11 protein-coding genes are annotated in these 16,234 nt (G+C 52.8%); 3 read left to right on the forward strand and 8 right to left on the reverse strand.

Annotation, left to right across the window (positions count from 1 at the left end):
• Positions 1 to 20: 20 nt before the first annotated feature.
• From OCH02_RS01060 to katA, 3 genes are all read right to left on the reverse strand, one after another.
• The gene (locus OCH02_RS01060; RefSeq protein WP_261429317.1) at positions 21 to 1,196 is read right to left on the reverse strand and encodes a hypothetical protein; all 1,176 of its coding nucleotides are present in this window, start codon (positions 1,194 to 1,196) and stop codon (positions 21 to 23) included.
• 45 nt (positions 1,197 to 1,241) lie between these two features.
• Positions 1,242 to 2,228, reverse strand: a complete 987-nt coding sequence (locus tag OCH02_RS01065) for an iron-containing redox enzyme family protein (protein ID WP_261429319.1) — start codon at positions 2,226 to 2,228, stop codon at positions 1,242 to 1,244.
• Between the two features lie 643 nt (positions 2,229 to 2,871).
• The gene (gene katA / locus OCH02_RS01070) at positions 2,872 to 4,308 is read right to left on the reverse strand and encodes a catalase KatA (RefSeq protein WP_261429321.1); all 1,437 of its coding nucleotides are present in this window, start codon (positions 4,306 to 4,308) and stop codon (positions 2,872 to 2,874) included.
• Positions 4,309 to 4,635: 327 nt separating this feature from the next.
• On the opposite strand from katA, the gene OCH02_RS01075 reads away from it, so the two are divergent.
• A complete protein-coding gene (locus OCH02_RS01075; protein ID WP_261430777.1) occupies positions 4,636 to 5,178 on the forward strand; it encodes a YfaZ family protein in 543 nt (180 codons plus the stop codon).
• A gap of 50 nt (positions 5,179 to 5,228) precedes the next feature.
• Here OCH02_RS01075 and tyrP read toward each other — a convergent pair whose 3' ends face one another.
• Entirely contained in the window at positions 5,229 to 6,437 is a 1,209-nt protein-coding gene (tyrP, locus tag OCH02_RS01080; RefSeq protein ID WP_012145991.1) for a tyrosine transporter TyrP, read from the reverse strand.
• A 243-nt stretch (positions 6,438 to 6,680) separates the two neighbouring features.
• Here tyrP and OCH02_RS01085 point away from each other — a divergent pair, with 243 nt between their 5' ends.
• Entirely contained in the window at positions 6,681 to 7,877 is a 1,197-nt protein-coding gene (locus OCH02_RS01085; RefSeq protein WP_261429322.1) for a nicotinamide mononucleotide deamidase-related protein YfaY, read from the forward strand.
• Between the two features lie 442 nt (positions 7,878 to 8,319).
• On the opposite strand, the gene yfaE is transcribed toward OCH02_RS01085, so the two are convergent.
• The 4 genes from yfaE to ubiG form a co-directional block, all read right to left on the reverse strand.
• On the reverse strand, positions 8,320 to 8,580 hold the full coding sequence (yfaE, locus tag OCH02_RS01090) for a class I ribonucleotide reductase maintenance protein YfaE (RefSeq protein ID WP_261429324.1): 261 nt from the start codon (positions 8,578 to 8,580) through the stop codon (positions 8,320 to 8,322).
• Between the two features lie 3 nt (positions 8,581 to 8,583).
• Entirely contained in the window at positions 8,584 to 9,714 is a 1,131-nt protein-coding gene (nrdB, locus tag OCH02_RS01095) for a class Ia ribonucleoside-diphosphate reductase subunit beta (RefSeq protein ID WP_135317316.1), read from the reverse strand.
• A 70-nt stretch (positions 9,715 to 9,784) separates the two neighbouring features.
• Positions 9,785 to 12,073 (reverse strand): class 1a ribonucleoside-diphosphate reductase subunit alpha, encoded by a 2,289-nt coding sequence (nrdA, locus tag OCH02_RS01100; RefSeq protein WP_017893469.1) that lies wholly within the window; start codon positions 12,071 to 12,073, stop codon positions 9,785 to 9,787.
• Positions 12,074 to 12,510: 437 nt separating this feature from the next.
• Complete coding sequence (gene ubiG, locus OCH02_RS01105; RefSeq protein WP_261429326.1) at positions 12,511 to 13,236, reverse strand: bifunctional 2-polyprenyl-6-hydroxyphenol methylase/3-demethylubiquinol 3-O-methyltransferase UbiG; 726 nt, start codon at positions 13,234 to 13,236, stop codon at positions 12,511 to 12,513.
• Between the two features lie 212 nt (positions 13,237 to 13,448).
• Here ubiG and gyrA point away from each other — a divergent pair, with 212 nt between their 5' ends.
• Positions 13,449 to 16,097: a DNA topoisomerase (ATP-hydrolyzing) subunit A gene (gyrA, locus tag OCH02_RS01110; protein WP_261429328.1), complete on the forward strand. Its 2,649-nt coding sequence runs from the start codon at positions 13,449 to 13,451 to the stop codon at positions 16,095 to 16,097.
• Positions 16,098 to 16,234: the final 137 nt, after the last annotated feature.

Genomic DNA, 16,234 nt, shown 5'->3' on the forward strand with positions numbered 1-16,234 from the left:
TTTTCGGCCAAAACCGTCGCTCAGCGCTCGTGTTCCGCAGCGCTTTCCATCGGTGTGCAGGGTTCTGTCGCCGGATTTTTCGTCAGGACAATTAGCAACAGCACCATTGAATTCAGGGCAATCACGATCTCCCAGGCCACCCAGAAATCCAGTTGGTCGGCTATCAGGCTCAATCCCAGACTTAACACCGTGGACAGGCAAATGAACAACACTTCGTTGAAGGCGAGGATGCGTGCCAGTTCTTTGCTTTCTGCCTGGGTCATGATCAGTGTGTTTCTTCTCACCCGAATATGAGAATGACAGAAGGCGATCACAAAAAGACAGATATAAACGGCGGGGAGACTTTTGAAAAGCAAGGGTAAAAGCAGTCCGATAATAAAGCCGCTGCCAAAAATAATATACACGGATTTTAAGGTTGGCACCCAAGATTGCGTATTTAGCATACTGCCTATAATGGCACCCAGCCCATAGGGTACGACGAGAATAGCATATGCGCTGACGGGGGCCCCTATACGAGTAAATAGTGCCGGATATAATGCGTTCAAGAACACGACGCAAATGTAGGGGAATAATGAGAGCAGTTCAATAATTCGTTTTTTGTCACCGAGGAAAAAGACATAACCATTATGGTACATCGTCAGTTTTTTAGGCTTTGGTGTTGTTGACTCATCCACCTCATTGATAATGTCACGGGGGATATAGCGGTTGATAACTAATGAAAGAGAGAAACAGAACAGGGTAATCAAACAAACGTTTTGAATGGATTTATCCTGCAAGATCAAAAATGCAATTCCGCCGGAAAGAAAAGTTATCCCTTGCCTAACCATTTCCAACAGCCTGTTGGCGTGATACAGCTTATGTTCAGGCAAGACCTTTTTCATGTAGGTGGAACGGATCACTTGGTCAGATGCACGTATCAGCGTAAACACCGCTGTGGATAACAAAATGACGATAAATGAAAGTAATGAGTCGCGCGTGACTGGATTTATTATCAAAAAAACCAGCGCATTGAAGGCCCCCGCGACGTAAATAATATTGAGCATTTTTTTACATGTTGTTTTGTCTGTCAGGTGACCGATGTAGGGCAGGGCAAAAAAGGTGATGATATACCCTGACGACAGAACGACAGAAACCAGCAAGCTGGAATTGAACGTGCTCTCTATAAACCAGGCAATGGCAGTGAAGAATACTGCCATCGAAACGCCGGATGTGAATGCGGAGAGCAGAATGGGAAACATATCTTATATACCAAAGTAGTCGACTCGTTGACGAGGGATGTAGTTGCCTTCTTTTGAATAATACTCTTCAATTTCAAGACACTGAAGATCAATGGCATGTTTTATGTCATGTATGGCATTCAAAATGAAAGAGGTTTTTTCCAGGTCCCCGAGGCTAACCAGATGGCTATGTTCGTCGAGCAGGCGTGAATGGCCCAATTCGTAGTCTATTTGTGAATGTTGGAAGAATGGCTCAAGGGTACCTGGTTCAAGGTCATAGTGCTGTGTGATGTCCTCAATGGCTTTTGTGACTTCTGCCTGGTCAAAGTCATGAGACTCGATGACCTTGGCAATAAGGAATACGGTACTGGGGTGGGTTCTGAACAACGTGCTTATCATGCTGATTAAATTAAGCGTTGAGACCAAAGGAACCGAGCTTTCCACTTCGGCCTGTTTCATTCCCAGTTTCAGTAATGTCGATAATATAAAAGATTCATGCCCTGTTTCTTGCTGTTTGTATTCTGTTAAAACCATTTTTAGCTCGGGATTGTCTGTGTTATCAATCGCAGCGTTAATGATGGATGGGAATGCCTTTATATAATGGTAAGTTTCCATGAAAAAGCCGATAAGAACGTTTCGGTTGGTGTCGCCATACAGAAATTTATTAAATAAATGAGTTTCTTCGACCTGCTCCGCCCACATCTCACAGGCTTGGATAGCTTTGCCAAGAAAATCTTCATTGGCCGGTTTTGTCTCGTTCCTAACCATGCCTATTTCGTTAAGAGAAGCGACCATCTCTTCGATACGCTGAATAGGGATATCTGTTTTACTTGAAATTTCAGCCACGGTGTTATGACCGGTGCAATAGCTACGTATTTTATAAAAATCCCGGGCATCTTCCTTTTCCACTTCGTAAAGCCCTGCGGTAAAACGCAGATAATATTCGTCATCTTCATTAGTGGTCCACAGGTTGTGAACGAATTTTGGAGAAGTCTGGTAGTTTTTATCCATGGCATTTTCCTTTTATTCTGAAGGCAGGGCCGGTGCTTATGACTGGCCCTGCTTATTATGATCACCGGTTAGCCGCAGGTTGCGCCGCCCAGCTTCTTCGTGGATTTTTTGCTGATTTTTTTCAGTTTCATCACATTGATCCTTTTGTAGGGTTGGTCTGCCTGACATCAGGCACCAGCATATTTCTCAGATGTCAGTCGGAAGGGCAAAGGGAATGTGTTTTTTTGTACGAATCATTAGATGTCTATCACAATTCAACTAGCAAGGTTACTTTTTGTACTTTATATCCTTGCGTAATTGCATGCTGATATCTATGCACAGAGAGGTGGGCAGAACAATGAATCCCGCGCCAGGACTGGTTTTTTTCGCTATCCTCAGGTGTTTATGGTGTTTGGTTTGGCCTGGTGCTCGTTTTCGGTGCAGGCTAGATGGCTATAAAATACATTCATAACAATAATGGATGTCATTTGATGTAAAAGGTTTCAAAATCGGATGCCGAGTCTGATTTCAACGCCTTTATTTTCCGGTAAAAAAAGCACCGACGAGATAATCAATCGGTGCTTTATACCTATAGCGGCTTTCCGATTCAGTGAGCTTGCGTGCCTGGTATTAGCCGCAGGGGCAGTTTGTCTTCAGGACAGGTTTATTTCAGACCCAAAGCCTTGGCCACGCCGGCACCGTAATTCGGGTGCACTTTGGTAAACAATTCAACCTGACGGCGCTGGATTTGCTCCGGTACCTGCGACAGTTCACCGGCGATGCGGGTGAACATGCGTTGGTGTTCTTCGGCACTCAGCAGGTTGAACAACGCGCGCGGCTGGCTGTAGTAATCATCGTCTTCACGGTGATTCCAGTGATCAGCGGCACCTTCAATGCTCAGCGGTGGTTCGCTGAAGTCCGGTTGCTCCTGGAATAGGCCGAAGCTGTTCGGCTCGTAGGTTGCTCCGTTACCGCTGTTGCCATCCACTCGCATTGCACCGTCACGGTGATAGTTGTGGAACGGGCATTTCGGGCTGTTAACCGGGATCTGATGGTGGTTTACCCCAAGGCGGTAACGGTGCGCATCCCCGTAAGAGAACAGGCGCCCCTGCAGCATTTTGTCCGGCGAGAAGCTGATGCCAGGCACCACGTTGGCTGGGTTCACCGCCACCTGTTCCACTTCCGAGAAGTAGTTGTCCGGGTTGCGGTGCAGTTCGAAGAAGCCAACGTCGATCAGCGGATAGTCGCCATGCGGCCATACCTTGGTCAGATCGAACGGGTTATAGGGGGTCTGAGAGGCTTCGTGTTCCGGCATGATCTGAATTTGCAGTTTCCAGCGCGGGTAGTCACCCCGTTCGATGGCTTCATACAGATCGCGCTGCGAGCTCTCACGGTCTTTGGCGATAATCGCTTCTGCTTCGTCATCCATCAGGTTTTCAATGCCTTGCTCGCAGCGGAAGTGGAACTTCACCCAGAAGCGTTCGTTATTGGCATTGATAAAGCTGAAGGTGTGGCTGCCGAAGCCGTGCATATGGCGATAGGATTTAGGAATACCTCGGTCGCTGAAGTCGATGGTCAACTGATGCAGGCTTTCCGGCGACAGCGAGAAGAAATCCCACTTGTAGATTGGGTTACGCAGGTTGGTGCGAGGATCGCGTTTGACTACGTGGTTAAGGTCGGGGAATTTCAGCGGATCGCGCAGATAGAATACCGGCGTGTCGTTGCCCACCAGATCCCAATTGCCTTCCTCGGTATAAAACTTCATGGCGAAACCACGAATGTCACGCTCGGCGTCGGCAGCCCCCCGCTCACCGGCTACGGTGGAGAAGCGGATGAACATGTCAGTTTGCTTGCCGATTTCAGAAAAGATTTTTGCGCGGGTGTATTGGGTAATATCGTGGGTGACGGTGAAAGTACCGTAGGCACCGGACCCCTTGGCATGCATACGACGCTCGGGGATCACTTCACGGTCAAAGTGAGCCAGCTTTTCCAGAAACCAGACGTCCTGCAGCAGCATCGGACCGCGTTTGCCTGCGGTGATCACGTTATTATTATCGACAACCGGGGCACCGGCGGCGGTAGTTAATCCTTTCTTGCTCATCACTTGCTCCTTAGCGTATTGCAATCGAGTGAAGACTCGGGCGAATTAAGCGTTCATCATCATAATCTGGCAGGGTGCTGTTACCCTGACTTTGGTTAATACCAGTACTAGTTGTAGACCTATTGGACGCCTGCGGCAAATAGGTCTGAGTTATCGTTGTCATTACCTCAAGGGATGAGGCCTTTGCTTGCAGAACTTTACATTTCTTTGATTAATTAAGGATTTATCCCTTAAAGACCGGTTGTGCTTTGGTATAGACTTGTGACGGTATTATTACGGGTTAATTCATATCATTCGTAATGGATGAAGCAGCAAGAGGGATAGATGATGAAAAAGACTTTGGTCGCCTGCGCAGCAAGTATGCTGTTTGTGACCGGTGCAGCGAGCGCACTCAGCCTGTCGGGCGAGGCCGGGCAGCATTACACCAACCTTGGTTTCGGCCAGGATACCGGCAATTCCGGTTTGGGAATAACCGGCAACTGGGCGCGCAGCGATCATGACGGCAACGTCGGTAGCCTGGGGCTGAGTTTCGGTGTGCCGCTGGGGCCGTTGACCGCCACCGTGGGTGGCAAGGCGCTGTATCTAAGCCCGAAAGATGGCAGTGACGGCGGCGCATTGGCGTTGGGCGGCGGCCTGGACTGGGCTATCAGCCGTTACTTCAGCCTGCATGGCGAAGGTTATTTTGCCCCGGATTCGCTGACCAGCGGCGTGAAGGCGTATAACGAGGCCAGCGGCGGCCTGCGTTGGAATGTTTTCCGCCCGCTCAGCGTGGATGTGGGCTATCGCTACATGAAGATGGAAGGGAAGGACGGACGTCGTGACAACACCTTGGCCGATGGCCCGTATATTGGTGTCGGTCTGAGCTTCTGATGCAAATAAAAAAGGGGCCAAGCGGCCCCTTTGTTTTACCGATCAATTTATTATCCCACCGCCGGCAGAATGCCGCTGGCAATGCCCAACTGAATGGCAATCACCGTTATTCCGCAAACAAACACCAATGCCAGTGCCGGTGTGCCACCCCAGACGCGGTATTTTGCCTGATGCTGCTGACGTGTTTTCCACACCAATAATGATGGCAGCAACAGCGCCAGCACCGCCAACGCAATGGCGGCAAACCCCAGAGCCAACACAAAGCCACGCGGATAGAACAGGGCGAAAGCCAACGGTGGCAAGAAAGTGATAGCACCGGTCTGCAGACGACCGCGCACGTTGTCCTGGCGTTTAAACAGGTCGGCCAGAAAATCAAACAGCCCGAGCGCAACGCCAAGGAACGAGGTAGCCAACGCCAGATCGGCAAACAGATGCACCGCCAGTTCGACATGTGGGGACGCCACGACGTCGCGTACCGCCTGCAACAGACCGTTCAGGCCGGCTTGCTGCGCCAAAATGCCGACGAAAGTGGTGGAGCTGATGCTGCCTAGCGTCGCCAATTGCCAGAAAATATAGGCCACCAGCGGAATGGCGCTGCCGATAATGAACACCCAGCGCAGCTTGCGGATATTGCCGCCCATGTAGTTAACAATGCTGGGCACGCTGCCGTGGAAGCCAAACGAAGTGAAAATCACCGGAATGGCCGACAGCGCCAGCCCTTGCTCAAGCGGTAGGGTCATCAGGTTGGTTTGATGGATATTGGGCAACATCAAACCCAGCATGACAATCAGGAACACCACTTTGGCGCTGAACAGGATACGGTTAAACAGATCGACCGAATGGGTGCCGATGCAGACGACGCCACCCGCCACCAGCGTAAACAACAGCACGCCGAGCGTGGTGGGGAAATCCTGCGAGGTCCATTGGCTGATGCTGGCCGCCAGTAATTCGCCGGCACCGCTGATATAGGCGGCGGTCAGGGCATACATCAGGAACATCATGCTGAAACTGGTCAGCCATTGACCGCCGCCGCCAAGATAGCGTTTTGCCAGAGTACCAAGGCCGGTATCCGCCTGTTCATGCTGGTAAACCTCGACCAGCAGCAGCGCGGTATAACACATCAACAGCCACAGTCCGACCAACAGACCCAGCGTGACGCCAAAGCCAACACCGGCTGCGGCCAGCGGCATCGCCAACATCCCTGCGCCAATGGTGGTTCCAGCCACGATAAAAACACTGCCAAGCGTGCGATTCTTCACGTTTTTCTCTACCAGCCAAAGATTTTGGAAAATTATAGGTAACTCATTCTATGTGCGGCAGGATAGTTGATGGATTATTTCGTGTCAAACAGGCGTTACGGATGGTGTTAACTTATCTTTACGCCGTGATGGGGCGTGTGATATCGCAAAAAAGTGCCTTCGACAGAAATTAACCGGCAATGCGTAGTGAAAACTTATTTACAGGCTTCTATAGTGGAATGATCAGAAAATTAGGAGAGATCAATGTTAAGGGTGGAGATGCTTAGCACCGGTGATGAGGTGCTGCACGGGCAAATTATAGATACAAACGCCGCCTGGCTGGCAGACTATCTGTTCCAGCAGGGTATGCCGATGAGCGGTCGCGAAACGGTGGGGGACAGTCTCTCCTCTTTGATTGAAACATTACTGGAACGTAGTCACATCGCCGATGTGCTGATCGTGAACGGCGGGCTGGGGCCAACCAGTGACGATCTCAGCGCACTGGCGGCGGCTAGCGCTTGTGGTGTTGAGCTGGTGGAACATGCTGAATGGTTGGCGCGTATGGAGGCTTATTTTGCCGAACGTGGTCGACCGATGGCGGCTTCCAACCGTAAACAGGCGCAGATCCCGGCAAACGCCGAAATGCTCGATAACCCGGTGGGTACCGCCTGTGGTTTTGCGTTGAAGCTGAACCGGTGCACGATGTTTTTCACCCCCGGTGTCCCTTCTGAATTCAAAGTGATGGTCGAGCAGCAAATCGTACCGCGCCTGCGTGAGCGCTTTACCTTGCCGGCTGCGCCGCTGTGTTTGCGTTTAACCACCTTTGGTACCTCCGAAAGCGATCTGGCCGCCGAACTCGATGGCATGCCGCTGCCGCCGGATGTGGTACTCGGTTACCGCTCTTCCAGCCCGATCATTGAGCTGAAGCTGACCGGTCCGGTCAGCCAGCGTGCGGCTATGGAGCAGGCCTGGGAACGGGTACGCCAGGTGGCAGGTGACAACACCCTGTTTGAGGGCACAATTGGCTTGCCGGCAGCACTGACGCAACGCTTGAACCAGCAGGGGTTGAAGCTGGCGCTGAGCGAGCAGTTCAGCGCCGGATTGATCAATCTGCAGTTACAGACCGAAGGCGCACCGCTGGCCGGTGGCGAGCTGCTGCCGTCGCACTGTGTGGAAACGCTGGAAACCACCCTGGCCCGTGCGCGTTCACTGGCGGAACTGACCGGGGCACAACTGGCACTGGCGGTCAGTGCCATGAGCGGCAACCAGGTGAGCGTGGTGCTGCATACGCCAAAAGGTGGCATTGGGCAGACGGTACGTTATCAGGCTGCACGTCATGGCTTACGGCTGCGGCAAGAGTCGGTAGCAATGCTGGCATTGGACATGCTGCGGCGTTGGCTGAACGGTGGGCCCGTTTGTGGGAAAAACGGCTGGCTGGAGATCGTCGAGATTATCGAGTAGAGAATGCGTGATGGTAGTGATATATCCCTTATTAATCATGATATTATAAGGGGTTATCGCGTTGAAGACAGGCTGTTACAATCGCTGCGGGTGCTTGAGACTATTCGTCTTGGGCATTGTGTGGCAAGGCGGATAGATGAAAGCCCCAAACTGACTCTCAATCAGAATGGGGCTGCCCTAACGCCTAGACACCGTTATGGTAGCCCCTCACAGCAAGGAGGCAAGCCATGTATAAAAAGCATGCGCTATACGCGTTATCTGTTGTATGTATTACTATTTTGATATTCATACCCGTCGCCTTTCGAGCTGCAGCGTTGTTGACTGCAGGTGCGCACCCCAGTCACTTACCTAAGTAAGCTCCTGGGGATTTACACCCTGGCCGCCTAGCTGCAACTCGAAAGTCATAGGGTATATTTAGGTGATTGAAGAACACTCTTGAAAACTAGAGTTCCAGCTCGATATCGGTCAGTGGCATGCAGCAGCAAGGCAGGATTTCACCGTCGTTGATAAATGCCAGCGGTTGCTGATGGTAAATCACATCACCTTTCACCAACTTCAGACGGCAGGCACCGCAATAGCCGGAACGGCACTGATATTCCACTTCAACGTCGTGCAATTCCAGCACGTCCAGCAGACAGCCTTCACTTTTGGGGCAGGATAGCTGCGTGCCGGTGGCACGCAGCGTGACGATTGATGATGCCATCGCTTAGAGTTCGAAGTCGCTCAGGTCGTCGGCGTGCACTTCCGAGTCGATCTGGCCGACCAGGTAGGAGCTGACTTCTACTTCTTGCGGCGCCACCTGAACGTTGTCTGACACTAACCAGGCGTTGATCCACGGGATCGGGTTTGAGCGGGTGGCGAATGGCAGGCCGAGACCCACCGCCTGCATGCGGATATTGGTGATGTATTCCACATACTGGCACAGAATATCTTTGTTCAGGCCGATCATCGAGCCGTCACGGAACAGGTATTCCGCCCACTCTTTTTCCTGCTCGGCAGCCAGCACAAACAGGTCATAGCACTGCTGCTGACACTCAACGGCGATTTCCGCCATTTCCGGGTCATCTGCGCCGGAACGCATCAGGTTCAGCATATGCTGGGTGCCTGTCAGGTGCAGCGCTTCATCACGGGCAATCAGCTTGATGATTTTGGCATTGCCTTCCATCAGCTCACGTTCCGCAAAGGCAAATGAACAGGCAAAGCTGACGTAGAAGCGGATGGCTTCCAGTGCGTTAACGCTCATCAGGCACAGATAGAGCTGTTTCTTCAGGGCGCGCAGGGTAACGGTCACTGTCTTGCCGTTGACCTGATGGGTGCCTTCACCCAACAGATGATAGTAACCGGTCATCTCGATCAGATCGTCGTAGTAGCCGGAGATGTCTTTCGCGCGCTTGAGGATCTCTTCGTTGGTGACGATGTCGTCAAACACCAGCGCCGGATCGTTGACGATGTTACGGATAATATGGGTGTAAGAACGGGAGTGGATGGTCTCAGAGAAGGACCAGGTTTCTATCCAGGTTTCCAGCTCCGGGATCGAGATCAGCGGCAGCAGGGCGACGTTCGGGCTGCGGCCCTGGATCGAATCGAGCAGCGTCTGATATTTCAGGTTGCTGATGAAAATGTGTTTTTCATGTTCCGGCAGCGCCTGGTAGTCGATACGGTCGCGGGAAACGTCCACTTCTTCCGGACGCCAGAAGAAGGACAGTTGCTTCTCAATCAGCTTTTCGAAAATTTCATGTTTTTGCTGATCGAAACGTGCAACGTTAACCGACTGACCGAAGAACATCGGCTCCAGCAACTGGTTGTTTTTATTCTGAGAAAATGTGGTGTAAGCCATAAGCCTGAATCCATTAGTGCCGTGCTGAATTAGAAGGGGCCGGAAGAGTTCCGGCCCGCTGTGTCAAACTTTAAATCTTGCAGGCGCCGCTTTCGCAGTCATCATCGCCGCCCTTTGCCGGCAGCAAATCTTCCTGAATATCATCGGCACCGTCGCGGGTGTTCTGATAGTACAGCGTCTTGACACCAAATTTGTAGGTGGTGAGCAGGTCTTTCAACAGCTGCTTCATTGGTACCTTACCGCCCGGGAAACGGGTTGGGTCATAGTTGGTGTTGGCAGAGATCGACTGGTCGATAAACTTCTGCATCAGACCAACCAGTTGCAGGTAGCCGTCGTTATTCGGCATTTCCCACAGCAGTTCGTAGTCGTTTTTCAGACGCTCATACTCTGGCACCACCTGGCGCAGAATGCCGTCTTTCGACGCTTTGATACTGATGTGGCCGCGCGGTGGCTCAATGCCGTTGGTAGCATTGGAAATCTGCGAAGAGGTTTCCGAAGGCATCAGCGCCGACAGGGTAGAGTTGCGCAGACCGGTTTCCTTGATCTCTTTACGCAGGGTTTCCCAGTCGTAGTGCAGAGGCTCCTGGCAGATGACATCCAGATCTTTCTTGTAGGTGTCGATCGGCAGGATGCCCTGTGAATAAGTGGTTTCATTGAACCACGGGCAGGCACCCTGTTCCTGAGCCAGACGGTTCGAGGCTTTCAGCAGGTAATACTGAATGGCTTCGAAAGTCTTGTGGGTCAGGGCATTAGCGCTGCCATCGGAGTAGCGCACGCCGTTTTTCGCCAGGTAATAAGCGTAGTTGATTACGCCGATACCCAGGGTGCGGCGGCCCATGGCACCACGATGAGCGGCTTTGATTGGGTAGTCCTGGTAATCCAGCAGGGCATCCAGCGCACGTACCGCCAGGGTAGCCAGCTCTTCCAGATCGTCCAGGCTTTCGATGGCGCCGAGGTTAAAGGCGGACAGCGTACACAGGGCGATTTCGCCGTTTTCGTCGTTGACGTCATCCAATGGCTTGGTCGGCAGGGCGATTTCCAGGCACAGGTTGGACTGGCGTACCGGCGCGATCTGCGGATCAAACGGGCTGTGAGTATTACAGTGGTCAACGTTCTGAATATAGATACGGCCGGTAGAGGCGCGTTCCTGCATCATCAGTGAGAACAGCTCAACCGCTTTCACGCGTTTCTGGCGAATGCTGTCGTCTTGTTCGTACTGGGTATACAGACGTTCGAATTCGTCCTGATCGGCGAAGAACGCGTCATACAGGCCCGGGACGTCAGACGGGCTGAACAGGGTGATGTCCTGGCCCTTGATCAGGCGCTGGTACATCAGGCGGTTCAACTGCACGCCGTAGTCCATGTGGCGCACGCGGTTGCCTTCAACGCCGCGGTTGTTTTTCAACACCAGCAGGCTTTCAACTTCCAGATGCCACATTGGGTAGAACAGCGTGGCCGCACCGCCGCGCACGCCGCCCTGCGAACAGGACTTCACCGCGGTCTGGAAGTGTTTGTAGAACGGAATACAACCGGTATGGAAGGCTTCACCACCGCGGATCGGGCTGCCCAGCGCACGGATGCGGCCAGCGTTGATGCCGATGCCGGCGCGTTGCGAAACGTATTTCACAATGGCGCTGGAGGTGGCGTTGATTGAATCCAGGCTGTCACCGCACTCGATCAGCACGCAAGAGCTGAACTGGCGGGTTGGGGTGCGCACGCCGGACATGATTGGCGTAGGCAGGGAAATCTTGAAGGTGGAGATCGCGTCGTAGAAACGTTTAACGTAGTCCAGACGGGTATCACGCGGGTAGTTGGAAAACAGGCACGCGGCGACCAGGATATACAGGAACTGAGCGCTTTCGTAGATCTCGCCGCTAACGCGGTTCTGCACCAGATACTTCCCTTCCAGCTGTTTAACGGCCGCGTAGGAGAAGTTCATATCACGCCAGTGATCGATAAAGGAGTCCATCTGCTCGAACTCTTCAGAGCTGTAGTCTTCCAGCAGATGCTTATCGTACTTGCCCATTTCTACCATGCGCGTTACGTGAGCGAGCAACTTCGGTGGCTCGAATTGGTCGTAAGCTTTTTTACGCAGGTGGAAAATGGCCAGGCGTGCGGCCAGATACTGGTAGTCCGGCGCGTCGCGCGAGATCAGATCGGCTGCAGCTTTGATAATGGTTTCATGAATATCAGCAGTTTTGATGCCGTCATAAAACTGAATATGGGAACGCAACTCTACTTGAGAAACCGAGACGTTGTTTAACCCTTCCGCGGCCCAGTCGATGACACGGTGGATTTTGTCGAGGTTGATGCGCTCTTTACGGCCATCGCGTTTAGTTACAAGCAGACTTTGGTTCATGTGGTGTTTTACCTGTCCGTATGGTGCCCCTAAGCAGAAGTGTAGTAGCTCTGCTCAGTATGTAAACACTATATATAGGGGTTGTATGTCGGTGAGGTAACAAGATAGTGAGAAAACAGGGCGTTTGCAAGTGAACAAAAGTGGCCTAATTTGTGGATAACTTGGGGGTGAAATGTGACTTGTCTTTCGCAGTGCGCGCTGTGACTGGCGCGACAAGCTTGTCAATAAGCGGGATAAGAATTTCCCTGAAATCAGAAAAACGTGATCGTTTGCCGCTTTATTAAACGTTAGAAAAAATCGGCATATTGATCTGATTTAATATTCTTAAAAACTGTTTACAACGGCGATTTTGATCGAAAGCGGAAAAATTAGGTATTTATCTTAATGTTATCGGCGTACCGGAACTGGCAAGCCAGTCCCGGCGCGGTTTGGCAGGCTCAGCCTTCGTGCTGGGTATATACCATATAGTTCACATCAACGTTGCGACCAAGCTTGAAATGGTCGGTGATTGGGTTGTAATGCAGGCCAATCATATGCTTTTCGCGCAGTGGCGTACCGTCAACCCAACCGATCAACTCAGAAGGGCGGATGAACTTCTTATGGTCATGGGTGCCCTGTGGCACCATCTTCAGAATATATTCCGCACCGACCACCGCCATCAGCCAGGCTTTGGTGTTGCGGTTAATGGTGGAGAAAAACACGTGGCCACCCGGTTTGACCAGGTGAGCGCAGGCGCGTACCACCGAGGCTGGATCGGGAACGTGTTCCAGCATTTCCATGCAGGTCACTACGTCATAGCGTTGCGGGTTGGCCTGTGCATGGCTTTCTACCGTTTCCTGGATGTAAGCCACATTCACACCGCTTTCCAGCGCGTGCAACCGGGCAACCTGCAGCGGTTCGGCACCCATGTCCAGCCCGGTGACCTGTGCGCCTTCGCGCGCCATGCTTTCCGCCAAAATACCGCCGCCACAGCCAACGTCGAGGACGGTTTTGTCAAAAATGCCGCCGGCACGCTGCAGGATGTAGTTCAGACGCAGCGGGTTGATACGGTGCAGCGGCTTGAATTCACCTTCCAAATCCCACCAGCGTGAGGCCACGGCCTCGAACTTGGCGATTTCATGATGGTCTACGTTTTGCGCTTGGCTGGATGATTCTGCATTCATGGGCGTATTTGGCTCCTGGTTCTCGTTGCGCGGATTATACATGTTCCGGCGCAGCACCGTCTGTGCCGATGCATTTTTACTGCACATATATGCACAATTTAAGTTAAACAGCGGCGGTTATTTTCCCGTAAAGCGTGCTTTGTGATATAGTTTTACACCTTTGCCACTATGGCAGCGGGCAGATGAATCATTAGTAGAGGGATAGCAGCTCCATGAGCGACCTTGCCAGAGAAATCACACCGGTAAACATCGAAGACGAGTTGAAAAACTCGTATCTGGACTACGCGATGTCCGTAATTGTCGGACGTGCGCTGCCAGATGTTCGTGATGGACTGAAGCCGGTTCACCGTCGCGTTTTGTTCGCGATGAGTGTATTGGGTAACGACTGGAATAAACCATACAAGAAATCGGCCCGTGTCGTTGGGGACGTAATCGGTAAATATCACCCACACGGTGACAGCGCGGTTTACGATACCATCGTGCGTATGGCTCAACCGTTTTCACTGCGCTATATGCTGGTGGACGGTCAGGGTAACTTCGGTTCTGTCGATGGCGACTCCGCCGCGGCGATGCGTTATACCGAAGTGCGCATGTCCAAAATTGCTCACGAACTGCTGGCGGATCTGGAAAAAGAAACCGTCGACTTCGTGCCTAACTACGATGGCACCGAGCAGATCCCAGCCGTCATGCCAACCAAGATCCCGAACCTGCTGGTAAACGGCGCGTCGGGCATCGCCGTGGGTATGGCCACCAACATTCCGCCGCATAACCTGTCAGAGGTTATCAACGGCTGCCTGGCCTATATCGATGATGAAAATATCAGCATCGAAGGCCTGATGGAACACATCCCGGGGCCGGACTTCCCGACTGCGGCGATCATCAACGGCCGTCGCGGCATCGAAGAAGCCTACCGCACCGGGCGCGGCAAAATCTACTTGCGCGCACGCGCTGAAGTAGAAGCCGATGCCAAAACCGGTCGCGAAACCATCATTGTTCACGAGATCCCGTATCAGGTGAACAAGGCGCGTCTGATCGAGAAGATCGCCGAGCTGGTTAAAGAAAAACGCGTGGAAGGCATCAGCGCGCTGCGTGACGAATCCGACAAAGACGGCATGCGCATCGTGATTGAAATCAAACGCGACGCGGTCGGCGAAGTGGTGCTGAACAACCTGTATTCGCTGACGCAGCTGCAGGTGACCTTCGGCATCAACATGGTGGCATTGCATCAGGGCCAGCCGAAACTGCTGAACCTGAAAGACATTCTGCAGGCGTTTGTTCGTCACCGCCGTGAAGTGGTGACCCGCCGTACCATCTTCGAACTGCGTAAAGCTCGCGATCGCGCCCATATCCTGGAAGCGCTGGCTATCGCACTGGCAAACATCGATCCGATTATCGAGATGATCCGCCGTGCGCCAACCCCTGCGGAAGCGAAAGCCGCGTTGGTGGCTCAAGCCTGGGATCTGGGGAATGTGGCTGCCATGCTGGAGCGCGCCGGTGACGACGCCGCTCGCCCTGAGTGGCTGGAGCCGGAGTTCGGTATCCGTGACGGTAAATACCATCTGACCGAGCAGCAGGCTCAGGCGATCCTGGATCTGCGTCTGCAGAAACTGACCGGCCTGGAGCATGAAAAGCTGTTGGACGAATATAAAGAGCTGCTGACGGCGATTGCCGCGCTGATCTTTATTCTGGAAAACCCAGACCGTCTGATGGAAGTGATCCGTGAAGAGCTGGTGGCAATCAAAGAGCAGTACAACGACGGCCGCCGCACCGAGATCACCGCCAATACTTCAGATATCAATATCGAAGACCTGATCAACCAGGAAGACGTGGTCGTTACGCTGTCGCACCAGGGCTATGTGAAGTATCAGCCTCTGAGCGACTATGAAGCGCAACGCCGCGGTGGTAAAGGCAAGTCAGCGGCACGTATTAAAGAAGAAGACTTTATCGATCGTCTGTTGGTGGCCAACACCCACGATACGATCCTGTGCTTCTCCAGCCGTGGTCGCCTGTACTGGATGAAGGTGTACCAACTGCCTGAAGCCAGCCGCGGTGCGCGCGGTCGTCCAATCGTCAACCTGCTGCCGCTGGAAGCCAATGAGCGTATTACCGCCATTCTGCCGGTGCGCGAGTATGAAGAAGGGCGTCACGTGTTTATGGCCACCGCCAGTGGCACCGTGAAGAAAACCGCATTGACCGATTTTAGCCGCCCACGCAGCGCCGGCATCATCGCCGTTAACCTCAACGAGGGTGACGAGCTGATTGGTGTTGACCTGACCGACGGCAGCAATGAAGTCATGCTGTTCTCTGCCAATGGTAAAGTGGTGCGCTTCCCGGAAACGCAGGTGCGTTCTATGGGTCGTACTGCCACCGGCGTACGCGGTATCAATCTGGGCGAAGGCGATAGCGTTATTTCCCTGATTGTGCCACGTGGTGAAGGCGATATTCTGACCGTCACCCAGAACGGCTACGGTAAACGTACCGCAGTCACCGAGTATCCGACCAAGTCGCGCGCTACCCAAGGGGTTATCTCCATTAAGGTGAGCGAACGCAATGGTCAGGTAGTGGGTGCCGTTCAGGTCGATACCACCGATCAGATCATGATGATTACCGATGCTGGCACGCTGGTGCGTACCCGCGTATCGGAAGTTAGCGTGGTGGGACGTAATACCCAGGGTGTTACACTGATCCGTACTGCGGAAGACGAGAACGTCGTCGGTCTGCAGCGCGTTGCCGAGCCGGTGGAAGACGAAGAGCTGGACAGCCTCGAACCGGGTGCGGAAGTGGCAGAAGAAGATGCTGCACCGCTGGACGAAGGCGATGATTCTGAAGCGCCAGACGACGCGGAAGAAGACAACGCCTAAGCCATAGGGGCTGGCACATGCCCCTATCGCACTGAGGTAACAAGGGCCTGGCAGCGATGCTAGGCCCTTTTTCAGTTCTATGGTTTAATTGCCTGACCCAAGCCAGAGCTCCCGGCTCTGATATGAACGCGCTGGTC

The organism is Serratia quinivorans (assembly GCF_946227985.1).
GTDB classification, from domain to species: domain Bacteria; phylum Pseudomonadota; class Gammaproteobacteria; order Enterobacterales; family Enterobacteriaceae; genus Serratia; species Serratia quinivorans_A.